At 44.2% G+C, this 26,099-nt stretch carries 22 protein-coding genes and 1 pseudogene; 20 read left to right on the forward strand and 3 right to left on the reverse strand.

Features of this window, described 5'->3' with window-relative positions; all coding sequences use genetic code 11:
* The first annotated feature begins 47 nt into the window (after nucleotides 1-47).
* A pseudogene (locus BF9343_RS06435) lies at nucleotides 48-1,199 on the forward strand (6-bladed beta-propeller).
* 88 nt (nucleotides 1,200-1,287) lie between these two features.
* On the opposite strand, the gene BF9343_RS06440 reads toward BF9343_RS06435, so the two are convergent.
* Entirely contained in the window at nucleotides 1,288-2,577 is a 1,290-nt protein-coding gene (locus BF9343_RS06440) for a DcaP family trimeric outer membrane transporter (RefSeq protein ID WP_005786201.1), read from the reverse strand.
* 163 nt (nucleotides 2,578-2,740) lie between these two features.
* On the opposite strand from BF9343_RS06440, the gene BF9343_RS06445 reads away from it, so the two are divergent.
* The 4 genes from BF9343_RS06445 to queF all read left to right on the forward strand — a co-directional run bounded on the left by BF9343_RS06445 (nucleotide 2,741) and on the right by queF (nucleotide 5,311).
* On the forward strand, nucleotides 2,741-3,244 hold the full coding sequence (locus tag BF9343_RS06445; protein ID WP_005786203.1) for an RNA polymerase sigma factor: 504 nt from the start codon (nucleotides 2,741-2,743) through the stop codon (nucleotides 3,242-3,244).
* A 219-nt stretch (nucleotides 3,245-3,463) separates the two neighbouring features.
* Nucleotides 3,464-4,144 (forward strand): queuosine precursor transporter, encoded by a 681-nt coding sequence (locus BF9343_RS06450; RefSeq protein WP_010992460.1) that lies wholly within the window; start codon nucleotides 3,464-3,466, stop codon nucleotides 4,142-4,144.
* A gap of 38 nt (nucleotides 4,145-4,182) precedes the next feature.
* Complete coding sequence (gene queC / locus BF9343_RS06455) at nucleotides 4,183-4,842, forward strand: 7-cyano-7-deazaguanine synthase QueC (protein ID WP_005786207.1); 660 nt, start codon at nucleotides 4,183-4,185, stop codon at nucleotides 4,840-4,842.
* A gap of 13 nt (nucleotides 4,843-4,855) precedes the next feature.
* Nucleotides 4,856-5,311: a preQ(1) synthase gene (gene queF, locus BF9343_RS06460; protein ID WP_005800786.1), complete on the forward strand. Its 456-nt coding sequence runs from the start codon at nucleotides 4,856-4,858 to the stop codon at nucleotides 5,309-5,311.
* A gap of 9 nt (nucleotides 5,312-5,320) precedes the next feature.
* On the opposite strand, the gene rlmH is transcribed toward queF, so the two are convergent.
* The gene (gene rlmH / locus BF9343_RS06465; RefSeq protein WP_005786211.1) at nucleotides 5,321-5,794 is read right to left on the reverse strand and encodes a 23S rRNA (pseudouridine(1915)-N(3))-methyltransferase RlmH; all 474 of its coding nucleotides are present in this window, start codon (nucleotides 5,792-5,794) and stop codon (nucleotides 5,321-5,323) included.
* Nucleotides 5,795-5,890: 96 nt separating this feature from the next.
* Here rlmH and BF9343_RS06470 point away from each other — a divergent pair, with 96 nt between their 5' ends.
* The 7 genes from BF9343_RS06470 to BF9343_RS06500 all read left to right on the forward strand — a co-directional run bounded on the left by BF9343_RS06470 (nucleotide 5,891) and on the right by BF9343_RS06500 (nucleotide 11,230).
* On the forward strand, nucleotides 5,891-6,283 hold the full coding sequence (locus BF9343_RS06470; RefSeq protein ID WP_005786212.1) for a DUF4783 domain-containing protein: 393 nt from the start codon (nucleotides 5,891-5,893) through the stop codon (nucleotides 6,281-6,283).
* Entirely contained in the window at nucleotides 6,276-7,115 is an 840-nt protein-coding gene (gene nadC, locus BF9343_RS06475) for a carboxylating nicotinate-nucleotide diphosphorylase (protein ID WP_005786213.1), read from the forward strand. The genes BF9343_RS06470 and nadC overlap by 8 nt, the downstream gene beginning before the upstream one ends.
* 270 nt (nucleotides 7,116-7,385) lie before the next feature.
* Complete coding sequence (locus BF9343_RS06480) at nucleotides 7,386-7,937, forward strand: RNA polymerase sigma factor (RefSeq protein ID WP_005786214.1); 552 nt, start codon at nucleotides 7,386-7,388, stop codon at nucleotides 7,935-7,937.
* The gene (locus tag BF9343_RS06485; RefSeq protein WP_010992462.1) at nucleotides 7,921-8,961 is read left to right on the forward strand and encodes a porin family protein; all 1,041 of its coding nucleotides are present in this window, start codon (nucleotides 7,921-7,923) and stop codon (nucleotides 8,959-8,961) included. The genes BF9343_RS06480 and BF9343_RS06485 overlap by 17 nt, the downstream gene beginning before the upstream one ends.
* A 36-nt stretch (nucleotides 8,962-8,997) precedes the next feature.
* On the forward strand, nucleotides 8,998-9,510 hold the full coding sequence (locus BF9343_RS06490; protein WP_010992463.1) for a DUF4943 family protein: 513 nt from the start codon (nucleotides 8,998-9,000) through the stop codon (nucleotides 9,508-9,510).
* Nucleotides 9,511-9,523: 13 nt separating this feature from the next.
* A complete protein-coding gene (locus BF9343_RS06495) occupies nucleotides 9,524-10,228 on the forward strand; it encodes a DUF4858 domain-containing protein (protein ID WP_005786220.1) in 705 nt (234 codons plus the stop codon).
* Nucleotides 10,229-10,285: 57 nt separating this feature from the next.
* The gene (locus BF9343_RS06500; RefSeq protein ID WP_005795310.1) at nucleotides 10,286-11,230 is read left to right on the forward strand and encodes an NAD(P)H-dependent flavin oxidoreductase; all 945 of its coding nucleotides are present in this window, start codon (nucleotides 10,286-10,288) and stop codon (nucleotides 11,228-11,230) included.
* A 95-nt stretch (nucleotides 11,231-11,325) separates the two neighbouring features.
* Here the strand turns inward: BF9343_RS06500 and ald are convergent, their stop codons facing one another.
* Complete coding sequence (gene ald / locus BF9343_RS06505; protein ID WP_005795308.1) at nucleotides 11,326-12,435, reverse strand: alanine dehydrogenase; 1,110 nt, start codon at nucleotides 12,433-12,435, stop codon at nucleotides 11,326-11,328.
* A gap of 188 nt (nucleotides 12,436-12,623) precedes the next feature.
* Between ald and BF9343_RS06510 the strand changes: the two genes are divergently transcribed.
* The 8 genes from BF9343_RS06510 to BF9343_RS06545 all read left to right on the forward strand — a co-directional run bounded on the left by BF9343_RS06510 (nucleotide 12,624) and on the right by BF9343_RS06545 (nucleotide 26,028).
* Nucleotides 12,624-14,276: a M23 family metallopeptidase gene (locus tag BF9343_RS06510; RefSeq protein ID WP_010992464.1), complete on the forward strand. Its 1,653-nt coding sequence runs from the start codon at nucleotides 12,624-12,626 to the stop codon at nucleotides 14,274-14,276.
* A gap of 48 nt (nucleotides 14,277-14,324) precedes the next feature.
* Nucleotides 14,325-15,962, forward strand: a complete 1,638-nt coding sequence (locus tag BF9343_RS06515) for a C69 family dipeptidase (protein ID WP_010992465.1) — start codon at nucleotides 14,325-14,327, stop codon at nucleotides 15,960-15,962.
* Between the two features lie 107 nt (nucleotides 15,963-16,069).
* The gene (locus BF9343_RS06520) at nucleotides 16,070-17,815 is read left to right on the forward strand and encodes a phospho-sugar mutase (protein WP_005816606.1); all 1,746 of its coding nucleotides are present in this window, start codon (nucleotides 16,070-16,072) and stop codon (nucleotides 17,813-17,815) included.
* Between the two features lie 889 nt (nucleotides 17,816-18,704).
* The gene (locus BF9343_RS06525; protein ID WP_005786232.1) at nucleotides 18,705-19,283 is read left to right on the forward strand and encodes an RNA polymerase sigma-70 factor; all 579 of its coding nucleotides are present in this window, start codon (nucleotides 18,705-18,707) and stop codon (nucleotides 19,281-19,283) included.
* Nucleotides 19,284-19,335: 52 nt separating this feature from the next.
* A complete protein-coding gene (locus tag BF9343_RS06530) occupies nucleotides 19,336-20,271 on the forward strand; it encodes a FecR family protein (RefSeq protein WP_005816609.1) in 936 nt (311 codons plus the stop codon).
* Between the two features lie 148 nt (nucleotides 20,272-20,419).
* Nucleotides 20,420-23,815 (forward strand): TonB-dependent receptor, encoded by a 3,396-nt coding sequence (locus BF9343_RS06535; RefSeq protein ID WP_010992467.1) that lies wholly within the window; start codon nucleotides 20,420-20,422, stop codon nucleotides 23,813-23,815.
* A gap of 15 nt (nucleotides 23,816-23,830) precedes the next feature.
* Complete coding sequence (locus tag BF9343_RS06540; protein WP_005816613.1) at nucleotides 23,831-25,528, forward strand: RagB/SusD family nutrient uptake outer membrane protein; 1,698 nt, start codon at nucleotides 23,831-23,833, stop codon at nucleotides 25,526-25,528.
* Between the two features lie 41 nt (nucleotides 25,529-25,569).
* The gene (locus BF9343_RS06545; RefSeq protein WP_005800770.1) at nucleotides 25,570-26,028 is read left to right on the forward strand and encodes a DUF5018-related domain-containing protein; all 459 of its coding nucleotides are present in this window, start codon (nucleotides 25,570-25,572) and stop codon (nucleotides 26,026-26,028) included.
* Nucleotides 26,029-26,099 lie beyond the last annotated feature (71 nt).

Here is a 26,099-nt window from a genome sequence, read left to right on the forward strand (position 1 = left end):
TATACTGCTTAATTAAATTTATCTTTGTTTTTCTAATCCCGCAAGATATGAAAAACACATTTATTCTTTTCCTCGTTGCTCTGAGCTTTGTTTGCAGCTCTTGTAATCGGACTCCCTCTGTGGAAGAGCCCGATGTTCTGAAAGTAGAGTTGAAGGAAACTCCTGTTTCTGTTTCCGATTTCTTTTCTAAAGTTGAAGTGATTCCGTTGGAAACTTCGGACAGTTGTCTGCTGGCCAGAATCTTGAGAGTACGGGTTTCCGGGGATACTACTTATATATTGACTCAGGATTATCCCACCTTCAGGCATATCACGTTGATGGCTTTTGACAAGAAGGGGAACTACCTTCGTTCTATCGGGCGAGTAGGACAGGGTCCCGGTGAATATTCACAGGTTTATGATGCCGTTATTAGTGAGCAGCGGAACCGGGTATATATGTTATCTCCTTTCGGATCGATGTATACCTATCGTTTGGATGGTTCGTTTATAGACAGAAAGATATTGCCGCAGAAAATGAACTTTCAGGAGATTGGACTGACTCCGGATGGCGATCTGCTGACGTGGTCGGCGCAGAACAAGGATGACGGGGCTTGTATCATGCGGTTGGATGCCGATTCGGCGAAGTTGATCAATGAGTTCTAGTCCGATGATTTCTGGTTGAACTGGGCTTGTAGGGATATGTTCTATTCCTATCAGGGCAAAGCTTACTTTGCTCCCGCTTTTTATGAAGAGGTCTACGAACTTACGAGCGATAGCTTCCGTGTAGCCTATCGCTGGGATATGGGAGAACAGAATATAAATATAGCACAATATCATTTCAATTCGAATCCGGACACACGCAGGGAGGAGGACAGGCGGCTGAACGAATATCGTGAAACCGGTAAAATAGCCTTTAATTTCACCAATCAGTACCAAAACGGAAAGTACTATTATGCTCAATTGCTCAGCTTGGCATCCAAGCCCAAATGGAAATACACAAATCTTTTTTATCGTAAAAAGGATGGAGCTGTCTTCTATTTTGAGAAGACACGAGAGGGTATCCGAATCGATCCGGAAGTGTTAACCGAGGATTTTATGCTTTGTATCGTTCCGACAGAAGAGCTGGAGAATTATAAAAGTATCCTTCCCGAGGAAGAATATCGGGTGCTGAGTAAAAGGGTGGAAGATGATAATCCCTGTGTGGTGAAATTTTATTTTTAGCCCCATCTCCGTAGGGTAACAACAGAGACGGGGCAAGGTTCGTCCTTAGACTTTTTTTACGTTAGAGTTCGGAGAGATTTATAAAAAGTTAGAACGAATATTGTACCAATGCATTCATACGGTTGGCATGGCGGGTATTGCTGCTGAAGTCTGTGCGCCAGCCCCTTAGATATTCGGCACCTACCTGCAAGTTGCTGGTTACATTCCAGAACAGGTTGGCTACCAGGTATTGGCCTTTCCGGTACATATCGGGCTCGTCGCTCGGATAGGTATGTTCCGAATAAAGACGTGACAGACTGTAAGTGCCCGATACAAAGACGTTTTTGCTGATGTTATATTGCAGCCCGGCGAACCATCCCAACATGGGGAGCGTCTGCATACGCCCTTCTTTCTCCGGATTGGGAACGATATCCACATTCAGGTTACTCAAATCATTCAGATATTGTCCGATTCCTTTTCCGTAATTCACCTGTCCGTATACCTGCCATTTCGGAGTTACGTTGAAGGAAGTCGAAGCCTGAAGGCCGTATCCGGCTTTTGAATGTGCCTTGTTGTCCACAGAACTCGAGTAAGTCATGCTGCGTACGATGGCGGCCAGTTTCAGGTGGCTGTTGGCATTCCAGTTATACTGTGCTGAAGCGGTAAAGTCCGGCATACGCTGGGTGTTGATGGTAAGATACTGGTTCGTGGTACCGTCTACCGAAGGCATTTCGACACCGACGCCGAATTTCCAATTTTTCAGTTTGTCACACATGTAGCTCAATTGGGTGGTACGATAGAAAGCTGAGCCGTTAGGGCCGGCGAAGTCGATGGTGGGCGGTAGGGCGGCCAGGTCCATAAAGTTACCATAACTGTATCCCAGGGTAAAGCCGAGGAAGGTGGCATAAGCATTTTGCAGTTCGAAGGTTTTTCCGTCTCCACGGAAGTTTGCAGCGGTGTAAACAACGAAATCCCCTAAACGTTTGGTATGTCCCACCAGCTTCAGGAAGAGGGTGGAAGTGCTGATATCCATCTGGAACTGGTTGCGGGCACGGTCGGCAGAACCTTTGTTGGGGATCAGTGCCGGATAGAAATCCACATCCTTCACAATACCTCCGAAGTCATATTCGGCAGTTGCCCGGACATATCCACCAATACCCAGTGCGAATTTTCCTTGTCGGTCGGTCAGTACAAAGCGTGGAGCCTTCGGTTCGTGGAAACGCGGGAGGCGTGTTTCGTTCATTATCCGGATAATCTCGTCTCCGGCTTTGTTTGTCGATACAAACATCACGGAGTTCGGTTCTTCATCTTCGATGATTACTTTTTTCTGGGCATGTGCCGCTACAGGCAAGAGTCCCAGTCCGAGTAGCATAGCTACAGATCTAAAAAATGTTTTCATTATAAGTTAAGTTTTAGGTGAATTGCCCTATTGAACAACTTAAATGGGAAATGGTTGAGGGGGCGAGGGAAAAATCGCCAAATTATGCGGAAGAATTGCTATAGCATAGACCGTTTAAAATGCGAATCTTTGCATATTCGATAATTAGAAAGGAAAAAGAGCAATGGAAAAGATGAATATTACCCATAAGATAGTGGCTATGCAGCCCGAACTGGAGCATTTTGCGTATAAATTGACTGCCGACAGGGAGTCGGCCAATGATCTGGTACAGGATTGTCTGTTGAAGGCATTGGACAACAAAGAGAAATTTGTGCATACCCAGAATTTCAAGGGATGGATGTATACCATCATGCGCAATATCTTTATCAATAATTACCGTAAGTCATTGCGCGAAGTAGACATGACCGACTCTACTTATAATCTCTATGCACAAACCATGACGGAAGGCGAGGAAGGGAACCGGTTTGAGACGATCTACGACCTGAAGGAGCTCTACAAAGTGATTAATGCCGTTCCCGAAGACCTGAAGAAGCCTTTTATGATGTTCGTGGCTGGGTTCAAGTATCGTGAGATAGCCGAGAAGATGGATTTACCGGTAGGGACTATCAAGAGCCGTCTGTTCCTGATCCGTAAAAGATTGCAGCAGGATTTGAAAGATTTCTCGTAAAGGATAACGGTTTAGGCACGTTAAGTGATCATTGTATGATGTCCTATTCTGACGGGGCATTACATTATATGTTATTCCGATAACAATATATGTAATGCCCCGTTACATATATTGTTATTTTGTCGATTAAAAAAGAATTGTTACCTTTGCCGCCCGAAAACGTATGATGCCGTGAATAACGGTCGTGTATTCTAGAACACCACGTAAAAAACAGGAATTATGAAAGAAAAAGTATCCGTACCCTTCATGTTGCTCGGCATTCTGTTCAATGTTTGCCTGATTGCAGCCAATCTTCTTGAAACCAAAGTTATTCAGGTAGGCAGTATCACTGTTACTGCCGGATTGCTGGTATTTCCCATCTCTTACATTATCAACGACTGTATAGCCGAAGTATGGGGGTTCAAAAAAGCCCGTTTGATTATCTGGAGTGGCTTTGCCATGAACTTCTTTGTAGTAGCCCTCGGACTGATTGCCGTGGCATTGCCGGCGGCCCCTTTCTGGGAAGGCGAACAGCATTTTGATTTTGTATTCGGCATGGCCCCCCGTATCGTAGTAGCCAGTCTGCTGGCTTTTCTGGTCGGTTCGTTCCTCAATGCCTACGTCATGAGTAAAATGAAAGTGGCCAGTGGCGGACGTAACTTTTCCTCCCGTGCCATTTGGTCGACGATGGTGGGAGAAACTGCCGACTCACTGATTTTCTTCCCCATAGCATTCGGAGGACTGATTGCCTGGCCGGAACTGCTGGTGATGATGGGTACTCAAATCGTACTGAAGTCTCTCTACGAAGTGATTATTCTTCCGATTACCATCCGTGTCGTGAAAGCCGTTAAGCGAATTGACGGAAGCGATGTCTACGATACGGACATCTCCTACAATGTACTGAAGGTAAAGGATATCTGATAGGAGAATTTAAAACAACATTTTCAAGAATATAAATGATGAAAAATGATTCAGCAGTAGTCCTGTTCAGTGGTGGACAGGATTCGACAACGTGTCTCTTCTGGGCGAAGAAACACTTTAAGAAAGTATATGCGCTCAGTTTCCTGTACGGGCAGAAGCATGCACACGAAGTGGAGTTGGCCCGGGGAATAGCCGAAAGGGCAGGAGTGGAATTTCATGTAATGGATACCTCTTTTATCGGAAGCCTTGGCAGCAATTCATTGACAGATACCAGTATCTCGATGGACGAAGACAAGCCCAAAGATTCATTTCCGAATACTTTTGTGCCGGGACGCAACCTGTTTTTCCTGAGCATTGCCGCTGTCTTTGCTCGTGAGCAGGGAGCTTTCCATCTGGTTACGGGAGTTTCACAGACCGATTATAGCGGTTATCCCGATTGCCGGGATTCGTTCATCAAGTCGCTGAATGTCACCTTGAACCTGGCGATGGATGAACAGTTCGTCATTCACACTCCGTTGATGTGGATCGATAAAGCCGAAACCTGGGCGCTGGCGGACGAACTCGGTGTGTTCGATCTTGTGCGGAACGAGACACTGACCTGTTACAACGGGATTCCCGCCGACGGATGCGGACATTGTCCGGCATGTAAGTTACGCAAACAGGGACTGGAAGAGTATTTAAGTAAAAGAAACCGTTAATTATTAATAGATTATGACCGAATTGAAAGAGCAGCTTTCTTTGTTGGGAAGAAAGACCGAATATAAGCAGGATTATGCTCCCGAGGTATTGGAAGCCTTCGATAACAAACATCCTGAGAATGATTACTGGGTACGTTTCAACTGTCCGGAGTTTACCAGCCTATGCCCCATAACCGGACAGCCGGATTTTGCGGAAATACGTATCAGCTACCTGCCCGATGTGAAGATGGTGGAGAGTAAGAGCCTCAAACTTTATCTGTTCAGTTTCCGCAATCACGGTGCCTTTCACGAAGACTGCGTAAACATAATCATGAAAGATCTGATCCGCCTGATGGATCCTAAATACATTGAAGTGACCGGCATCTTCACCCCTCGTGGCGGCATTTCGATTTATCCGTATGCCAATTACGGTCGTCCGGGGACGAAATACGAAGAGATGGCAATCCACCGGTTGATGAATCATGAATAGGGGATGACCCTATTCATGGTGATAGGGTCCGCCGTTCAGTATGGTCATGGCCCTGTATATCTGTTCTACAAAGATCAGGCGGATCATCTGGTGCGAAAAAGTCATTTTTGACATGGATATCTTTTCGTGTGCCGCGTCATATACCTTTTGTGAAAAGCCATAAGGTCCTCCTATAATAAATACCAGGCGTTTGTTGACGTTTACCAACTTCTTCTCCATCCAGCGGGCAAACTCCACCGACCGCATCTCTTTTCCGTGTTCGTCCAGCAACACAACCACGTCTCCCGGCTGAAGGGCTTTGGCTATCAGTTCGCCTTCCTTCTCTTTCTGTTGCTCGGGTGTCAGGCTTTTCGTATTTTTCAATTCTGGAATCACCTCCATATCGAAAGAAATGAAGTGTTTGGTACGCTCTATGTAATCGTTGATTGCAGTGATATAATGCTGCTCTACAGTCCGTCCTACGACGATAAGGGTTGTTTTCATTCAAGTGCAAACTCTTGTTTATTGCACAAAAATAAGAAAAAAATATTGTTTTTAGCATTAAATACTTACCTTTGCGTATCGATAATACTTGTGATTATGAAAAAACGGGTACTTTTATGGATGGCCGGACTCGTATTCGCTGTAACTTCGCTCTTCGCACAGGACATACCGGTGGGCGTGGTCGTTGCGTTTAAGAAAGGAAACTCCCAAGAGCTGAACAGGTATTTGGGAGAGAAGGTGAATCTGGTGATTCAGAATCGCTCGGAGAGTGTAGACAGGCAGGCAGCTGAAGGAACACTTGCCGCTTTTTTCAGTAGCAATAAGGTCAGTGGTTTTAATGTAAACCATGAAGGTAAGCGGGATGAATCGAGTTTTATTATCGGTACCCTGACCACTGCCAACGGCAATTTCCGGATAAACTGCTTCTTCCGCAGAGTACAGAACAAATATTTAATAAATCAAATAAGAATAGATAAAACCAATGAATGAGTTAATAGACAGACTGATCGATCTGGCCTTTGCCGAAGACATAGGTGATGGCGACCACACAACACTTTCCTGTATTCCCGCCACTGCAATGGGAAAATCGAAACTTTTAATCAAAGAAGCAGGCGTGTTGGCCGGCATCGAAATTGCCAAAGAAATATTCCACCGTTTCGACCCGACGATGAAAGTCGAGGTATTTATTAACGATGGTGCCGAAGTGAAACCGGGTGATGTGGCAATGATTGTGGAAGGTAAGATTCAGTCTCTGCTCCAGACAGAACGTCTGATGCTGAACGTGATGCAGCGCATGAGCGGTATTGCCACTATGACACGCAAATACGTGAAGCAGTTGGAAGGCACGAAAACACGTGTGCTGGATACCCGCAAGACTACTCCCGGACTCCGTATGCTTGAAAAAGCGGCGGTAAAGATTGGCGGCGGCGTGAATCACCGTATCGGACTTTTCGATATGATTCTCCTGAAAGACAATCATGTGGACTTTGCCGGTGGCATTGATAAAGCTATCAACCGTGCCAAGGAGTATTGCAAGGAGAAAGGAAAAGATCTCAAGATCGAAATCGAGGTGCGCAACTTCGATGAACTCCGGCAAGTATTGAGCATCGGCGGAGTAGACCGCATCATGCTCGATAACTTTACTCCCGAAAATACAAAGAAGGCTGTTGAGATGATCGGCGGAAAGTATGAAACCGAATCGTCGGGCGGCATCACGTTCGATACGCTTCGCGACTATGCCGAGTGTGGTGTAGACTTTATTTCAGTTGGTGCCCTTACCCATTCGGTGAAAGGACTCGATATGAGTTTCAAGGCATGCTGATTTCCAAACGATGAATGATCTTTAACAAGTAATGATGAACGGTGGACAAATTGTGCGTTGAGGCTGCAAGTTGTTCATCGTTTATTGTTTGAAAAAAACACTTCATCGCAGATCACATTCATCGTTCACGGTCGATCGTTTGAGGACCTTGATCGTTAAAACGATTATTTTAACTTCTTTTTTCATTTTCGTTTGCAGCATTCGCTGCATCCTTGCGTCTAATAGACAAACGACGCAGACATACGTTCGATTTTAAAAAGGCAATTGACATTGGAAAACGAGATAGAACTGATAAAGGGCTGTCGGGCAGGAAAGGATTCGGCTCGGAAGGAACTTTATACCCTATACTCGAGGCAAATGCTGGCGGTATGTTTCCGCTATACGGGCGATATGGAAGCGGCGCACGATGTACTGCATGACGGTTTCATCAAAATATTCACCAACTTTTCGTTTCGTGGCGAGGCTTCGCTCGGAACGTGGGTGACCCGGGTGATGGTGACTCAGGCACTGGATTACCTGCGAAGGCAAAAGCGGGTTAGTCAGTTGGAGGTACACGAGGAACAGCTACCTGACATCCCCGACCTTCCGGAAGGAGGGGAGGCAGGGCGAATTTCCGAAGAACAGTTGATGAAGTTCGTCGCAGATCTGCCCGATGGGTGCCGGACGGTTTTCAACCTTTATGTGTTTGAAGAGAAGTCGCACAAAGAGATAGCCGATATGCTGGGTATCAAAGAGCATTCATCCACTTCGCAGTTGCACCGGGCCAAGTTTTTATTAGCAAAAAGGATTAAAGAATATAGAAACCATGAAGAAAGAAAATGATGAAATAACCGATCTGTTCCGTTCCCGTCTGGGAAATGCCGAAATGACCGTGCGGGACGGTTTCTGGGAAGAACTGAATTCTGAGATGATGGTGCGCAGCCATCACCGGAAAGTAGTTTTCTTTCGTGTAGCGGCAGCAGCTTCCGTACTGCTGGTATTGGCTGCTTCGTCGGCTGCTTTCTGGTTCTTCTCTCCGAAAGCGGAGATAGAAGAAGCTTTTACCCAAGTGGCGGTTGTCAGCGGAAATACAACACATCTGGATGGAGACGTGGTGAAACAGGATTTTACCCCTATGCGCTCCGAACCGTTTTTGGGTAAACCGGCTCCCAAGCGTTCCGGTGTTTTGGCACAATCATCGGGAGAGGAAGATGATTCGGTATCGGTTACGGTCTCCATGTCATTCAGTTTCTCTTCTACGACTACACGCAGGAGACAAAATAATCATCCGGACAAAAGTTATTGGCAAGCTGGTGGAGAAGGTGGGGCTTTGGTAAGTTCTGCTGATGGACCCCGGCCGGACGATCACACAGTTGTGGCGGACAAATCGAGGACATGGGCTGTGAAAGCTGCTGTGGGTACCGCTTTGCCTGCCGCTAACGGTAAGTACAAGATGCCCGTAACTGCCGGACTGACGGTAGAGAAAAAAATAAATAAACATTTAGCTGTCGAAACCGGTTTATTGTATTCAAACCTGCGTGCCGAACAGAATCTGCATTATCTGGGAATTCCCGTAAAACTGAATGTGACGCTGGCGGAAACTCCCAAATTTGATCTATATGCTTCGGTAGGCGGAGTTGCAGATAAGTGCATAGCGGGAGCGCCGGATAACAGTTTTAAGAATGAACCTGTGCAGCTGGCTCTGACTGCGGGCGTAGGAATGAATTATAAGATTAATGATAAACTGGCTTTATTTGCCGAACCGGGAGTAACGCACCATTTCAAGACAGACTCCAAACTGGAAACAGTACGTTCGGCGAGGCCTACGAATTTTAACCTGATTTGCGGTCTGCGTATGACCTATTAACCATTTAGTACGGATGTTATGAAAAAAACATTTTTAATGCTGCTCACACTTGTTCTGTCATTGCTTACTTGCGTAAGTTGCAGCGAAGAGACATTAGATTACAACAACCCCGATGTAGACCTTTTCGTAAGGCAACTCAAAGCGGGAAATTATAATACCAAGAGTCCGAAGGGCTTTGTAGAAGTACCTAAATTTACGGAGAAGGATATTCCGACATTGCTCAATTATGCCGAAGATCTGACTTTGATCACTTCTTTTCCGCTTCCGCCGGTGTCTGCTTATTATAGTGGCAAGGTCCGCTTGGGTGAATGTATGTTGTGGATTGTGGAAACCATCCGGTTAGGTCATTATGCTTCGTTTGGCTGCAAAATGGTGAGAGCCAATGCCGAGAACTATGAAGGTATCTATTTCCTGACTGATGAAGAGTTGCTCGATGCTGCTGCCCGATACCGTCGCTGGTGGGAAAACAGACAGTATCCTCGTACGGCATGGACCATCGACGCATGCTTTGACGAGCCCCTTTGCGGAAGCGGATACCGTTGGTGGTAAAAAATTAAATCAGATGAAACGTATTGTCTTTCTGATGCTGTCTTTAGGGATGGCAGTGACCCTTCATGCCCAATGGACCGCGAAAGATTCGGTGAATCTGCAGCGCATCCTGAATGGCAAAGAGGATATTAAGCTGAATATGGATGCTGTGAAACAGATTGATTTCAACAGTTCGCCGACTGTTCCTAAAATGTCGAAGGAACGGCCCGGTCTGAGATTGGATGAAACGCTTCCGCAGGTACTTGAAAAGAAGAAGGTGGTGCTGACCCTCCGTCCCTATACGGCCAATACCAAATATAATTGGGATCCTATTTATCAAAAGAAGATTCGGGTAGATGCCGATACATGGAGGGGAGATCCGTTTGTCGAGTTGTATCAGACGGTTCCTTCCAACTGGGCTAAGAATGTATATGATAAAGGTATACGCAGTTCATACGAAGAGATACGTTCCAGTGGATTGAGGCATAATCTGTTTGGCGAACGTGCCAATGGAATGATGGTGCCTACGCAGAGCATGGTACATACCTCTGCCATGAAACTTGGAAAAAGCGGCGTGACCGTGAATGGAGGTACGATTGGCGGACTTGATTTAATGACCATTTTTACAAAGGACTTCTGGGACAAGAAGGGACGCAACCGGAGATCGCGCACGTTGGAGGTGCTGAAGGCTTATGGCGATTCAACAACAGTGCTGCTTCCTGAACCGATTGTGCACTGAATTTGTTAAAAGATAAACAAAGGTATCCTTGTTCCTTTTTCAAAAAACGATATAACTATGAACAGAATTTCTTCTCTTTTCGGTATTCAGTATCCCATTATTCAGGGAGGTATGGTGTGGTGTAGCGGCTGGAAGCTTGCTTCGGCTGTCAGTAATGCCGGTGGTCTGGGACTGATAGGCTCCGGTTCGATGTATCCCGACGTTTTGCGTGAACATATTCGTAAATGCCGGGCGGCTACCGACAAACCTTTCGGGGTAAATATTCCGTTGATGTACCCACAGATAGAGGAAATCATGAACATCGTGGTGGAGGAAGGCGTCAAAATCGTATTTACCTCCGCCGGAAATCCGAAAACGTGGACCGGATGGTTGAAAGAGCGCGGCATCACAGTGGCACATGTCGTTTCTTCCTCCAAATTTGCCATGAAATGTGAAGAGGCGGGAGTCGATGCCATAGTGGCTGAAGGATTTGAAGCCGGCGGACATAACGGGCGGGAAGAGACTACAACTCTTTGCCTGATTCCGGCAGTGCGTGAAGCCACCACTTTACCTTTGATTGCAGCCGGAGGCATTGGTACGGGAGAGGCGATTTTTGCCCTGATGGCGTTGGGAGCCGAAGGAGTTCAGATGGGCACCCGTTTTGCTTTGACGGATGAAAGTTCGGCAAGCGACATTTTTAAAGAGTATTGCTTGCGGCTGAACGAAGGCGATACCAAATTATTGCTCAAAAAACTCGCACCGACCCGGCTTGTGACCAATTCGTTTCGTGATAGGGTAGAGGCCGCTGAAGGACGGGGGGCTTCTGCCGAGGAACTTCGTGAACTGTTGGGTAGAGGTCGTGCCAAGAAAGGAATCTTTGAAGGAGACCTGGAGGAAGGAGAACTCGAGATAGGACAGGTTGCTGCCCTGTTCCGCCGTAGACAAAGTGTGGACGAAGTGATGAAAGAACTTTTAGAAGGATACCGGAGGGCTTCGGACAAGATACGTTCTGCCGGGTTATAAACAGTGCCGGGAGAAGCACTGCGGATTTCACCACGGGGTAATCACAGGGTAGAATAATGACGCTTAACCCTCTGTTACTCCGTGGTGAAACTCTTTTATTCTAAGTTCAATTGCTCGTATTTCAGGCCGAATACATCGGCTATCGCTCGATATACCACTTTCCCTTCTACCACATTCAGACCTAAAGCCAGCGCCGGATCTTCCTTGCATGCCTTTCTCCATCCTTTGTTTGCCAATGCTATGACATAGGGCAGAGTGGCGTTGGTCAATGCCAATGTAGAGGTGTAAGGCACTGCCCCCGGAATATTGGCTACAGCATAATGTACGATTCCATCGACTACATACGTCGGTTCACTATGAGTTGTGGGATGCGAAGTCTCGAAACATCCTCCCTGGTCGATGGCTACATCTACCAATACCGTACCCGGTTGCATCATTTTCAGCATATCACGGGTGATCAGGTGCGGAGCCTTGTCTCCCGGAATCAGTACCGAACCTACTACAAGATCCACGTCCGGCAACTCTTTTTTCAGCCTCACTTCCGAGGCGTATAGTGTTTTTACATTTTTCGGTAACGTCTCGCTCAGGTAGCGAAGACGGCTCAGGTTGATGTCTGCAATTGTGACATCGGCTCCCAATCCGGCTGCCATCTGGGCCGCATTACTACCTACGATCCCTCCACCCAGGATTAACACTTTTGCCGGCTTTACCCCCGGTACACCACCCGGCAAAATGCCTTTTCCACCTTGTGGCTTTTCCAGAAAACGGGCACCTTCCTGTATGGCCATGCGTCCTGCTACTTCACTCATAGGTATCAGCAGCGGGAGAGAATGGTCGGCTTTTTCCACTGTTTCGTAAGCCAGGCAGACCGAGCCGTTCTCTATCATGGCAAGAGTCAACTCTCTATCGGAAGCGAAATGGAAATAAGTGAACAACAACTGTCCTTTGCGGATCAGTCTGTACTCCGGTGCGATAGGTTCTTTTACTTTTACTATCATCTGGGCCATAGCGTATGTCTCTTCCATAGTGGGCAGTATTTGTGCTCCTACGGCTGTATATGCCTCGTCCTGAAAACCACTGTTCTCTCCTGCGGTGTGCTGTATGTATACAGTATGCCCGCGTTTCACTAACTCGGCGACTCCCGAGGGCGTCATGCCCACACGGTTCTCGTTGTTCTTAATCTCCTTAGGTACTCCGATAATCATAACGTTACTCTATTAAGGGTTAAACATGGCACAATGTAGGAAAATTCTGCTTACGTTGTTATCCATGTAGGGATGTTTTACAGCAGAATGATAGTAGGGTGGCGGATAGGAATAAAATCCACCCTTCTGTTTTCTAATATGGCAGGAATGATGTATTTTTGCAAAGATTCCATTTTTAAGCAAACTACATGAAACAGTATATAGTTGCCTTGATGCTTGCCTGCAGCATTCAGGGACATTCACAAGATGTGAAGCAGGCTACTTTTGTTTCTCCATTTGACTTTACACTGACTCTGAGCGGCAACTTCGGAGAAATCCGGGCTAACCATTTTCATGGAGGGCTCGATTTCAAGACTCAGGGTGTCATTGGCAAACCGGTACGTGCGCTCGCCGACGGATATATTTCCCGTATTCGCGTCACCAATGGGTCGGGACATGTACTCGATGTGGTGTATAACAACGGTTATACGACAATCAACCGACACTTGAGCGGTTTCATGCCCGATATTGCCCGGAGAGTGGAGAAACTGCAATATGAAAAAGAAGATTGGGAAGTCGAGATTGTTCCCGAGCCGGGTGAATATCCGGTGAAGGCCGGGCAGCAAATAGCCTGGAGCGGTAATACCGGTTATTCATTCGGTCCGCATCTGCATCTGGATGTGATGGAGACCGCTACCGGTGAATCGATTGATCCGATGCCCTTTTTCAAGTCGAAAATAAAAGATAACACCGCTCCGCGGGCAGAAGGAATCATGCTGTTTCCACAGCCGGGAAGTGGGGTAGTGGGAGGGAGCCCGGAACGGCAGAGCTTCCCGATAAACACAGCGCGTCCCATCGAGGCATGGGGAGTGATCGGGTCGGGCATCAAGGCCTACGATTATATGGATGGTGTGCACAACCGTTATGGAGTGCATACCGTTGTGCTTAGAGTGGACGGTACGGAAGTGTTCCGCAGTGTGGTCGACCGTTTTTCACAGGATGAAAACCGGATGATAAACTCTTGGACCTGCGGACAATATATGAAGTCGTTTATTGATCCGGGCAATACGCTCCGCATGCTTCGGGCTTCGAACGACAACCGGGGACTGGTCACCATTGATGAAGAGCGGGACTATAAGTTCGAATACGAATTGAAGGATGCTTTCGGCAATACTTCCCGCTACCGTTTTACGGTGCGTGGAAAGAGACAGCCGATTCAGCCGCTCGGGCATCGGGAGAAATATTTCTTTGCCTGGGATAAGACGAACTTTCTGCAAGAACCCGGATTGACCCTTACCGTTCCCCGGGGAATGTTATACGATAATGTGCCTCTCAACTACGAAGTGCATTCCGATAGTGGGGCGATAGCCTATACTTATCAGTTGAATGACGAGAAAGTGCCGTTGCACGGGGAATGTGAGTTGCGTATCGGTCTCCGACGTCAGCCGGTTGCCGACAGCACCAAGTATTATGTGGCACGTGTCACTCCCAAAGGAAGTATGTACAGTGCCGGAGGTACTTACGAGGATGGATTTATGAAGACCCGAATCCGTGAATTGGGAACTTATACGGTTGCTGTAGACACAGTGCCCCCCGAAATTACCCCGGTAGGTAAGAATACCTGGGGCCGTAATGGGAAGGTCGTTTACAGGTTGAAGGACAAAGAAACCGGCATCCGTGCCTATCGTGGAACTATCGATGGAAAATTTGCCTTGTTCGGACGTCCCAACTTGACCAAATCCCATTGGGAGTGTAAGCTCGATCCTAAGCATGTCAAGAAGGGGGTACGTCACACTGTAGTAATGACTGCGACAGACGATTGCGGAAACGAAACAACGGTTCGAGACACCTTTGTCTGGTAGCTTTCCGGATAAAGACAGAATAAAGACAATGTATTAATAATTTATTATATGAAAAGAATCTTTCTCTTTGCCGCTCTTCTGACTGCGGCAGTGGCGGAAACCTTCGCCTGTACTAACTTAATTGTCGGCAAGAATGCGTCTACTGACGGTTCAACCATCGTTTCCTATTCGGCCGACTCGTACGGACTTTTTGGCGAGCTGTATCACTATCCGGCAGCCACATATCCCAAAGGCACCATGATGGATATTCACGAATGGGATACCGGCAAATATCTGGGACAGATCGAACAGGCACGCCAGACTTATAATGTAATCGGTAATATGAACGAGTTTCAGGTAACCATCGGTGAGACGACTTTTGGAGGCCGTCCCGAATTGGTGGATACGTTGGGAATTATCGACTACGGAAGCCTGATTTACGTGGGGTTGCAACGTTCGCGTACTGCCCGTGAAGCCATCAAGGTGATGACTGAACTGGTGCAGGAATACGGATATTACAGCAGTGGCGAGTCGTTCACCATTGCCGATCCCAATGAAATATGGATTATGGAGATGATAGGTAAAGGTCCCGGCATCCGGGGAGCCGTATGGGTAGCTGTCCGAGTGCCGGACGACTGCATTTCGGCACATGCCAACCAGTCGCGCATCCATCAGTTCGATATGGCTGACAAGGCCAACTGCATGTATTCTAATGACGTTATTTCTTTTGCCCGCGAAAAAGGATATTTCAGCGGTGTGAACAAAGACTTCAGCTTTGCCGATGCTTATGCACCGCTCGATTTCGGTGCCCGCCGTTTCTGTGAAGCCCGTGTGTGGAGCTACTTCAATATGTTTACCGACCAAGGTGAAGCCTATCTGCCTTATATCCAAGGAAAGACCAATGACCCTATGCCTCTGTTCGTAAAGCCGAAACGCAAACTCTCCGTTCAGGATGTAAAGAATGCCATGCGCGACCATTATGAAGGAACCGCCCTCGACATCAGCAATGATTTTGGTGCCGGACCTTATAAAACACCTTACCGCCTCTCTCCGCTGACTTTCAAGGTAGGCGACCAGGAGTATTTCAATGAGCGTCCCATCTCTACACAACAGAGCGGTTTCGTTTTTGTGGCTCAGATGCGTGCCAATCTTCCCGATGCTGTAGGCGGTGTGCTTTGGTTTGGTACGGATGATGCCAACATGACTGTTTTCACTCCCGTATATTGTTGTACTACCAAAGCTCCGGTATGCTATACGCGTGTAGACGGTGCCGATTACATCACCTTCTCCTGGAACTCCGCTTTTTGGATTTTCAACTGGGTGGCCAACATGGTATATCCCCGCTACGATTTGATGATCGGCGATGTACGTGCTACGCAGAACGAACTTGAAACCACCTTCAACGAGGCACAGGAAGGTATTGAAGCAGCTGCTGTTAAGTTGTACGAGAAGAATCCGGAAACGGCTGTGAAGTTTCTGACCAACTATACCGACATGACAGCGCAAAGCACTTTCAATACTTGGAAACGCTTGGGCGAATTTATCATTGTGAAGTACAATGATGGTGTCATCCGTAAGATGAAGGACGGCAAGTTCGAGCGTAATGCCATTGGTCAACCCGCAGGCGTGGTACGTCCGGGCTATTCAAAGGAATTCCTTGAAGAGTATGTGAAGCAAACAGGAGAACGCTATAAGGTAACCGAATAATCGCTTCCAAAGAGTTTTCTGATTAAAAGATAGGAATTTCAAACTTATTCTTTTACATTTGTATTTTAAATAAACTAATTATTAATCTCTAAAATATAGATAGAACCATGGGGAATGAAGAACTAATCAAACAGGTGACTGAGAAAGCCGAAAAGTGGCTGACCCCGGCGTATGATGCCGAAACTCAGGCTGAAGTGAAACGCATGCTGGAGAACGAAGATAAGACAGAATTGATCGAGGCCTTTTACAAAGATCTCGAGTTTGGTACGGGCGGACTCCGTGGGATCATGGGCGTAGGTACCAATCGTATGAACATCTATACTGTCGGAGCTGCTACCCAGGGACTCTCTAACTATCTGAACGCAAACTTTAAAGATATGAAACAGATTTCGGTTGTAGTCGGATACGATTGCCGTAACAACAGTTCTCTGTTTGCCAAGATCTCTGCGGATATTTTCTCGGCCAATGGCATTAAGGTATATTTGTTCGAAGAGATGCGTCCCACTCCGGAGATGTCTTTTGCCATCCGTCATCTCGGTTGCCAGAGCGGCATTATCCTGACTGCTTCACACAACCCGAAAGAATACAACGGTTATAAGGCTTATTGGGACGACGGTGCGCAAGTACTGGCTCCGCACGATAAGGGCATTATCGATGAAGTGAATAAGATTGCTTCTGCTGCCGATATCAAGTTCCAGGGTAACCCGGATCTGATTCAGATCATCGGAGAAGATGTCGATAAGATATATCTGGATATGGTGAAGACTGTTTCTATCGATCCTGAAGCGATCGCCCGCCATAAAGATATGAAGATTGTATACACTCCGATCCACGGTACAGGCATGATGCTGATTCCGCGTGCACTGAAGATGTGGGGATTCGAGAACGTATATACCGTGCCCGAGCAGATGATTAAGGACGGTAACTTCCCGACAGTTGTCTCTCCGAATCCGGAGAATGCGGAAGCTTTGACGATGGCTCTTAATCTGGCTAAAGAAATTGATGCCGACCTTGTAATGGCTTCCGACCCGGATGCCGACCGCGTAGGTATCGCTTGTAAGAACGATAAAGGCGAATGGGTATTGATTAATGGTAACCAGACTTGTCTGATGTATCTTTATTACATCATCACTCAATATAACAAACTGGGCAAAATGACCGGTAATGAATTTTGTGTGAAAACTATCGTTACTACCGAACTGATCAAGAAGATTGCCGATAAGAATCACATTGAGATGCTCGATTGCTACACCGGTTTCAAATGGATTGCCCGTGAAATTCGTTTGCGTGAAGGCAAGAAGAAATACATCGGCGGTGGTGAAGAAAGCTATGGCTTTCTGGCTGAGGACTTTGTTCGTGATAAAGACGCTGTTTCTGCTTGCTGCCTGATTGCCGAAGTGGCTGCTTGGGCCAAGGATAACGGAAAGACTCTGTATCAGTTGCTGATGGACATCTACGTTGAATATGGATTCTCTAAGGAATTTACTGTAAACGTTGTGAAACCGGGTAAGAGCGGTGCGGAAGAGATTAAAGCCATGATGGAGAATTTCCGTGCTAACCCTCCGAAAGAGTTGGGTGGTTCGAAAGTGGTTCTGTCGAAAGATTACAAGACTCTGAAACAAACCGACGCAGCGGGCCATGTGACTGACATCGATATGCCGGAATCATCGAATGTACTGCAATATTTCACAGAAGACGGTGGAAAAGTATCTGTTCGTCCGTCAGGAACGGAGCCGAAGATCAAATTCTATATCGAAGTGAAAGGTGAGATGGGATGCCGCAACTGTTTTGCTACTGCCGATGCAGAAGCTACTGAAAAAGTAGAAGCAGTGAAGAAGTCACTGGGTATTTAAAGGAGCTATTTTAAATACTCTTTTGACGGATACTTAGCATCATATAAATGTATCCATAATATTATTGGAATGCCTTGTTCTTCATTGGATGGGGCATTTCTTTTGGGGCTATTCTCTAAAAAGCCGAGGACCTGTGCAGTGCCTTCCACCTGGACAATGTCTCCTATCCGCGTGCTGATTTTTCCCGTTTCTACAATGATAGGGAGAGTGACAGGGAAACGATCACTGTCGTTTTCCTGGATAAATAGTTCTCAGGACCTGGCGAGAACTTATTTTTTCCATCGAATGCAAACCGACAGTCAATTACTTGGGTACTGTCATAGAGGGATGTGCTGTGAATTGTTTTTTAATTATACTTTCTTCTTTGTATTTTATTTATTCGGCTGAAGTTCTATTTCTATATTTTTACGGTACTTTTAGTCGTAGTCCAAAGGTCTTTAACTTAGAGATATTGCCTGAGACACTTATATAACTTTGCGACTTGAGGTGCTGATATATTCATAACATTACTTTAGAATATGAACTCTTATTTGCACTTTATCCTTGATGCTGAATCAGTCTAGGTTCAGAAGATCTATTAGAATATAACTAATAGAAGTATGGCCTTCTCCGTCAGTGAGTATAAATCTGTTTTTTCACGAGTATGTATCCTCCATCCTAAAAAAGTGGTTAATGTGTTGATAGTGTATAAGTAAAGTTTTTTGCAAATTATAAATGATAATTAGCCATTTTACTATCATAATATATAATATTATATATTAAAATCTTTTTAAATGTTCTTTGTTTAATAATTAATTTGTGACCTTCGCACGTCAAAGATACACAACGAAATGAAGGAGTCTTGTGCGATGTTTATGAAAATATTTTTAGAACCTTTTAATCCTATGTAATGCATATTAAGACTAATCCGAAAGATAAAATGTCTTTTAATCAGCTATATAATGATTATCAGACACGTTTTTTGAATTTTGCTAATACCTATGTCAGAGATTGGGATGTAGCGGAAGATATAACAACAGAGGCGTTAATTTATTATTGGGAAAACAGAAATACTTTATCTGAAGTATCCAATATTCCTGCATATATACTTACCATCATAAAAAACAAAAGTCTTAATTATCTTCGTCATTTGCAGATACGGGAAGAACATTCTGAAAATATTAGAAAATATATTGAGTGGGAACTCAATGCACGTATCGTTTCTTTAGATGCTTGCGAACCTTATGAACTTTTAGTCAAAGAGATGCAAGAGTTGATTCAGCAAACTTTGGATAAACTGCCGGAACGTACACGCAAAATATTTATTTTAAGCCGTTATGAAAACAAATCGTATAAGGAGATTGCTGCTTTAATGAATATGACAACCAAAGGTGTAGACTTTCATATTTGTAAAGCTTTAAAGGCATTACAGATTAACCTAAAAGATTATTTTCCATTATTTCTTTATTTTTTGATGAAATTTCACTAGGATACCTTTCCCATGAAGTGCCTTATACATAAAGGGACATTAATACATTGTCATGGACAAAGATTTACTATATAATTTTTATAAAGGAAAGGTTTCTATAGAAGAAGGACAAAGGGTCAAGGCTTGGGTAGAAGCATCAGACGAAAACGAGCGCGCCTTCTATAGGGAACGTAAAATTTTTGATGCCTTGATGCTTAATAATCCGCTTCCGGTAAAGAAAACCTCTTTTTTCAATTTTACACATTATAAAAAAATAGAGTGGCTGAAAATTGCCATGACTGTAATATTGACATTTCTGCTTAGTTATTTCTATCAGGAGTATAAAGCCGGTCTGGATTCAGTGGCAATGAGTACGATTTCTGTTCCTGAAGGACAAAGAACCAATGTCACATTACCCGATGGTAGTAATGTTTGGTTAAATGCATGTACAACGATACAATATCCGACTTCTTTTAACAGCCGGGAGCGTTTCGTTATACTAAAAGGAGAAGCTTATTTTGATGTGAAAAAGAATAAAAGCAGACCGTTTATAGTGCACACAGATGCTTATAGCATCGAAGTATTAGGTACGAAGTTTAATGTGGATGCATATCCGGAAACAGAAAAATTTGAAACTACATTGATGCATGGCAGTGTAAAGGTCACTTTGAAAGCAGATTCATCGCAAACAGTAATATTAAAGCCTGATCATAAATTGTCATTAGAAAAAGGACGGTTTGTAATGACTAAAGTGGAAGATTATAATCCTTATCGATGGAAAGAAGGGCTTATCTGTTTCTCTGACGAATCTTTTCCTAATATTATGAAAGACTTTGAAAAGTATTACGGAGTGAAAATAGTGATAGAGAATAAAAATGTATTGCAGATTAATTTTACGGGGAAATTCAGACAAACCGACGGAATAGATTATGCGCTTCGTATCTTACAAAAAAATATAGATTTCCAATATGAGAAAGATAATGAAAAACAAATTATCTATATAAAATAAAGTATTAATTCTTAAAAGCGAAATGCCTATGAAAAATGATCTAAGTTAACCTATTGAGAATGCCGATAGGTGTTCCCGCACCTATCGGCATAAGAAATCAACACAATTTTTTATTAAAAATGTATCAATTTAAAATCTATACAAAGGTATGAAAAATAACACTTTGTCGGGGTCATATTACCCTAAAAATCCCCAAATAAAACATTTTTTTAGAATTATGAGAATTACATTGTTCCTATTGATGGCATGTGTTTTTTCTTTATATGCCGGAAATTCCTATTCTCAAAATACAAGAGTTAGTTTTGCCATGGATAATGTAGGACTCAATAAGGTCCTAGAGGAGATAGAGAGTCAGACGGATTATCTTTTTATTTATAATAGTCAGATAAATGTAAATAAGCTAGTTACTATTAAGGCAAATAAGCAGACGGTTTCAAAGGTATTGGATCAAATATTACAGAACACTGGTATTGAATATAAATTGGAAGGTTCGCATATTATATTAGAAAAAAAAGTAGAAGAAGTTCACAATAGCTCGTCCGCCGTTCAGCAACAGCAAACTAAAAAGATAACCGGAAAAGTTGTCGATAAGACAGGAGAGGCTATTATTGGAGCGAATGTCAAAATACAAGGTACAGATAAAGGAACTATTACTGATCTCGATGGTAATTTTATCTTGGAGGTTGCTCCAAAGGATGTGCTTGTTATCAGTTACATAGGCTATTTGGATACGAAAGTTCCCATAGCTGGGCAAAAACAGATCCATGTGGTGTTGTCTGAGGATAATAAAATGTTGGACGAAGTCGTTGTAATTGGTTATGGTACTACTTCTACACGCAAGATGGCGTCTGCTGTTACAGCCGTGAAAGGTGAGAAACTACAGGACTTGCCATTTAATAGTGTAGCAGCTTCACTGGCCGGACGTGCAACAGGTGTTATTGTACAATCATCAGGTGGTGAACCGGGATCTGCTCCTTCTATCTCGATCCGTGGCGGTGGCGCACCTGTCTATGTCATAGATGGTGTTATTTCCGATGCTTGGGATTTCAATACGTTGAATCCGAATGATATCGAAAGCCTTTCAATTCTAAAGGATGCAGCATCTCTGGCTGTTTACGGTTCACGGGCTGCCAATGGTATCGTGATGGTGAAAACCAAACAGGGAGGTAAGGGAAAGACAGCGGTGAATTATACGTTTAATGCTGAATTCAGCCAACCTACCAAATTACTGAAAAAGACTCGTGGTTATGACTATGCTTACAACCAAATGCTTGCCGGTATCAATGATGGTTTGGACGAGGCAGATTTACCTTTTAATCAGGAAGTATTGGATATCATTAAAAATCAGTCAGATCCTTATACATCCGGACACGCCGATACAGATTGGCTGGGAGAAGGATTGAAAACTGTTGCTCCTCAATACAAGCATACGGTATCATTGAGTGGAAGCGGCAATAAGGTGAATTACTATATTTCTCTGGGTATGCTCAATCAAGGTAGTATCTATACTTCGAATGCATTGAACTATGACCGCTATACAGTTCGCAGTAATGTTAACACGACTTTTGATAAGATTGGTCTGAAGGTCAGCCTGAATCTGAACGGAGCTTATGAAAAAAAGGAATACCCCTCTTTCTCAGCGGCAAAGATCTGGGAAGATCTTTATAACCAGTCTCCGCTGAATCCGGCTTACAATAAGGATGGTACTTATGCCGCAGTTACCGACCATCCGTTGGCGGAAATGGACAAGCGTTCGGGATATAACAGGAACTATGGCAAATTCATAAATACCCAAGTGGCTGCAGACTGGACATTGCCTTGGTTAAAGGAGTTAACCTTGGGTGCTATGTTCAACTATCGTCTGAACGACTCACATGTGAAGAAATTCAGTACCAAGGCTCCTCAGTATTACGCAGATGGAGCTGTATATCCAATAGGTAAACCGACATTGAATGAAGAAGGCTATTGGGGAGAGTCCTACAATTTCGAAGTAAGTGCCGCTTATGTGAAAACTTTTGCCGAAAAGCATACGATTGATGCTAAATTCGTTTATAATGTTGCAGAAAATACTGGATGGAATTTTAATGCATATCGTGGGGAATACTTATCTACGGTTGTGGACCAGCTATTTGCCGGTGCAGCAGATACGCAGCAGAATGGCGGCAATTCGGATGAAGGAGGACGTATGGGATTGGTAGGTCGTTTGAAATATGACTTTATGAATCGGTATATCGTGGAAGGTAGTTTCCGTTACGATGGATCGGATAACTTCACTCCAGGACATCGTTGGGGATTCTTCCCCTCCGGAGCGGTGGCGTGGGCCATCAGTGAAGAACCTTTCTTCAAAGAGTGGGATCAACATGTATTCGATTTGCTCAAGCTACGCGCTTCTTATGGACAGACCGGTACGGAAAATGGAGTAAATCGTTTCGGCTATCTTTCTACCTATAGTCTGGATGAGAAAAAAATAGTGATTGGGGGAAAACTGCAATCAGGATTTAGTGAAGGGGCTTTGGTGTCTCCGGAACTGCTGAGCTGGTATCAGGTGAATTCCTTTAACCTGGGATTGGATATGGCTTTCTTCAACAATCGCTTGAAAGGTACCTTTGATTATTTCTATTACGTAACCAAAGGTGGTTTGATGAGTCCGGGAGACCGTTATACAACTCCTTTGGGTAAACCTTTACCACAAATAAAATCGAATAGCGAACAACGTCGCGAAGGTGTGGAGTTGACAATGCGCTGGTCAGATACGACTCCGCGTAAATTCACTTATGAAGTAGGGTTCAATATGACCTACTTTAATAGCCTGTGGAAAGTGAAAGCGGATGAAGCATTATCTGACTTGATGAATCCTTACAAACGTCAAACACATCAGACCGATTACTATGGGTTGGGATACATAGATACAGGACTTTATCAAAACAAAGAGGATATCCTGAACTCTCCCCGAAGATTGGGATCTACCCAAACTAAGCTCGGAGACATTGGTTATACGGATGTGAACGGTGATGGTAAAATAGACGGTGAAGACCAGGTACGTATCGGAAAGCCGACAATGCCTCACTTTACTTATGCCTTTGATTTTTCTTTGGGTTATGAAGGATTCACTTTGTCCGGTTTACTTTATGGGACAGGTGAACGCTACATGACTTTTGGCAATCGTTATCAGTCAGGTGAAGGAAAATACCTGTATTATGAAAACCAGTTGAATTATTGGAGACCGGACAATACAGGTGCGGATTTTCCTAGAATTTCGATCAGTTCCGGTGTAAACGGAAATAATAATAAGGCAGGATCGACTTTCTGGATGCGGAATGCATCATATCTTCGTCTGAAGGATTTGCAGTTGAGCTATGACTTTAAATATAAATACCTGAAAAAATGTGACTGGTTGCAGACGTGTCGTGTGAATCTGAGTGGTAGTAATCTTTTCACTATTTCAGGTGTTAGCAAATTTTTCGATCCGGAAACATCAAGTACCAGCGGCGACGGCTATCCTGTACAAAGAGTTTATTCAATTGGTGTAACAATAGGTTTTTAATAGGGAGGAATACATATGAATAAGATAAAGAATTTATTTGTAATTATACTATTTGCCTTGGTCGCCTTTTCCTGCAGTGATATATTGGACAAGGGACCGCTTGACAAATATTCGGAAAATGATGTGTGGAAAAGTACTGACCTGACACAAGCATTCATTTATACTGCGTTGGCAAATGCTACGAATATGATGGTTTGGAAAGACAATTGGACGGATAATGAAGCTATCATGGAAGATGGGCGGGATGTGAATGCAGAATTGATAGACCGTTATTATGATGCCGGATGGAATAAGTATGAAGATATCCGTCGTTGCAATATGGTGTTGGCACGTGTTCCGGAAGCACCCTTTACGAATGCGGAAAAGGCTAATTTTATAGCACAGGCTAAGACGATACGTGCTATGATTTATTTTACGCGTGCCCGCTTGTTCGGTAAACTAATGTTAGTAAAAGAACTTATTGATCCGGAAGCGGATATGAAATTCCCTCGTACGGCTACAGTGAAAGAAACTTATGATTTCATACTGAACGACCTCAGGGAGGCTGCTCCTGATCTGCCTGTAGATGCTCCGTCCGGTGCATTGTCACGCGGTGTTGCCTACGCATTGTTGGGAGAAGCAGCTTTGCATGGGGCTGCATATATTGAGAATGGACAGGAGGAGTATTACCGGATAGCGGCAAAGGCCTGTGAAGATCTGTTTGCACTGGACAAATACTCACTGGATGGTAACTACGCCGGTATGTTCAATGATTACGATCATTCATTGGCTTCGAGCGAGATAATCCTGGCACAATGGAGAAGTGCTGAAAATACGAACTTTTCAGATACGTGGATGCAGAGACTGGTACCTAATATTGATCCCTCTAAATTGATTGCCGATGTGCAGGCAAAGTATCCCTTGGTAGAGGAGATGGCAGGTTGGCCGCAAAGATTTCCTTCTGTTGATTTGGTAAATGATTATCTTGTAGTTGATGAGGATGGAAAAGCCAAAGAGTGGGACCAGACTTCTTATTATAAGAAATTCCTGGTTGACGGAGGGACGGTTGAAGATGCTATTTACAAGAATCGTGATAAACGATTCAAAGCTTCTATCGTTTACGACGGATGTTCTTATTTCGCTAATAGGGTGTGGCTTCGTGAGGGAGGTAATCTTTATTATACTTCTAAAACGACAGAATTCTGGGGAATGCCGGTATCAGGATATGTTTATCGGAAATGCGTTTATGAAGCCAAACGTTTGCTGAACTCGGAAAAAACGGATTATCATTATACTTTGTTACGTTTGGGACGCTCTTATCTGAATTATGCGGAAATAAAGTTGCGCCAAGGTGATAAGGAAACGGCTATTGACTATATCAATAGGACGAGGGTAACTCATGGCGGTTTGCCGGAATTGCAAAAATCCTTATCACTGGAAGATACCTGGAAAGAGTATAAACGTGAACGCCGTATAGAACTGGTCAGTGAAGGCGACCGATACTGGAGTGTACTTCGTTGGGGTAAGGCCGACGGTCTGGAGGTTGTTCCGGAACTGACAGTTGAACAGAAGTTCATGAAAATAGCTCCTGATGGAAAATCTTTTGAGATAATTCCGATACCCATTTACCAAAGTGATAATGAGCGTACTTTTACCAAGAAACATTATTTGTTCCCTGTACCTCAAGGACAACGTGATCTGAATCCAAATCTGGACCAGAACGAGGGGTGGTAGTAGAAAAATGCTGGACGTCTAATAATTAAAGTATTACGAATATGAAGAAACTTATAAATACTGTTTTGTTACTATTTCTAATAGGTACCGTTTCATCGTGCCTGAAATCAGGATTGGATGATTTAGAGGCCTATAATGAGGCTGAAATTACTAATTTGAACTTTGAATACCGTTGGTGGGATGAGGCTAAGGATCAGATGGCTGTTAAAACACTCAACATTGAAAAACAAATTTCGAAAGACGACAATCTGATTACCTGTAAGCTGACGGTTCCAACGGCCAGTGGCAGTTTTACAGATGCTGTCAGGCAAAATGTATCATTAAGTAATCTTATTGCTTATATAGATCTTTCTACTGCTGCCAGAATTATGCCCTTAAACGGAGCGCCTAAGTTGGGTAGTCCTGGCGATTTTTCAGCTAAAGAGTTTAAATATCAGGTGACTGCTGCCGACGGTACGAAAAGAGAGTGGACAATAAAGATTACGGATTTTGTGAAATAAGAATAACGATTGAGGTTATTCGGATTACTGATTGAAATGATGAAGGAAGATATGTAATAATATTTTCCTTC

Source organism: Bacteroides fragilis NCTC 9343 (assembly GCF_000025985.1).
Lineage (GTDB): Bacteria > Bacteroidota > Bacteroidia > Bacteroidales > Bacteroidaceae > Bacteroides > Bacteroides fragilis.

Coding starts and splice junctions, on each gene's coding strand:
- BF9343_RS06535 (WP_010992467.1), top strand. CDS start 20,420: ATGAAAAATAACACTTTGTCGGGGTCATATTACCCTAAAAATCCCCAA.
- BF9343_RS06470 (WP_005786212.1), top strand. CDS start 5,891: ATGAAAAAACGGGTACTTTTATGGATGGCCGGACTCGTATTCGCTGTA.
- BF9343_RS06510 (WP_010992464.1), top strand. CDS start 12,624: ATGAAACAGTATATAGTTGCCTTGATGCTTGCCTGCAGCATTCAGGGA.
- BF9343_RS06495 (WP_005786220.1), top strand. CDS start 9,524: ATGAAACGTATTGTCTTTCTGATGCTGTCTTTAGGGATGGCAGTGACC.
- ald (WP_005795308.1), bottom strand. CDS start 12,435: ATGATTATCGGAGTACCTAAGGAGATTAAGAACAACGAGAACCGTGTG.
- BF9343_RS06450 (WP_010992460.1), top strand. CDS start 3,464: ATGAAAGAAAAAGTATCCGTACCCTTCATGTTGCTCGGCATTCTGTTC.
- BF9343_RS06515 (WP_010992465.1), top strand. CDS start 14,325: ATGAAAAGAATCTTTCTCTTTGCCGCTCTTCTGACTGCGGCAGTGGCG.
- BF9343_RS06490 (WP_010992463.1), top strand. CDS start 8,998: ATGCTGCTCACACTTGTTCTGTCATTGCTTACTTGCGTAAGTTGCAGC.
- BF9343_RS06540 (WP_005816613.1), top strand. CDS start 23,831: ATGAATAAGATAAAGAATTTATTTGTAATTATACTATTTGCCTTGGTC.
- queC (WP_005786207.1), top strand. CDS start 4,183: ATGAAAAATGATTCAGCAGTAGTCCTGTTCAGTGGTGGACAGGATTCG.
- BF9343_RS06445 (WP_005786203.1), top strand. CDS start 2,741: ATGGAAAAGATGAATATTACCCATAAGATAGTGGCTATGCAGCCCGAA.
- BF9343_RS06530 (WP_005816609.1), top strand. CDS start 19,336: ATGGACAAAGATTTACTATATAATTTTTATAAAGGAAAGGTTTCTATA.
- BF9343_RS06485 (WP_010992462.1), top strand. CDS start 7,921: ATGAAGAAAGAAAATGATGAAATAACCGATCTGTTCCGTTCCCGTCTG.
- BF9343_RS06545 (WP_005800770.1), top strand. CDS start 25,570: ATGAAGAAACTTATAAATACTGTTTTGTTACTATTTCTAATAGGTACC.
- queF (WP_005800786.1), top strand. CDS start 4,856: ATGACCGAATTGAAAGAGCAGCTTTCTTTGTTGGGAAGAAAGACCGAA.
- nadC (WP_005786213.1), top strand. CDS start 6,276: ATGAATGAGTTAATAGACAGACTGATCGATCTGGCCTTTGCCGAAGAC.
- BF9343_RS06520 (WP_005816606.1), top strand. CDS start 16,070: ATGGGGAATGAAGAACTAATCAAACAGGTGACTGAGAAAGCCGAAAAG.
- rlmH (WP_005786211.1), bottom strand. CDS start 5,794: ATGAAAACAACCCTTATCGTCGTAGGACGGACTGTAGAGCAGCATTAT.
- BF9343_RS06500 (WP_005795310.1), top strand. CDS start 10,286: ATGAACAGAATTTCTTCTCTTTTCGGTATTCAGTATCCCATTATTCAG.
- BF9343_RS06440 (WP_005786201.1), bottom strand. CDS start 2,577: ATGAAAACATTTTTTAGATCTGTAGCTATGCTACTCGGACTGGGACTC.
- BF9343_RS06525 (WP_005786232.1), top strand. CDS start 18,705: ATGCATATTAAGACTAATCCGAAAGATAAAATGTCTTTTAATCAGCTA.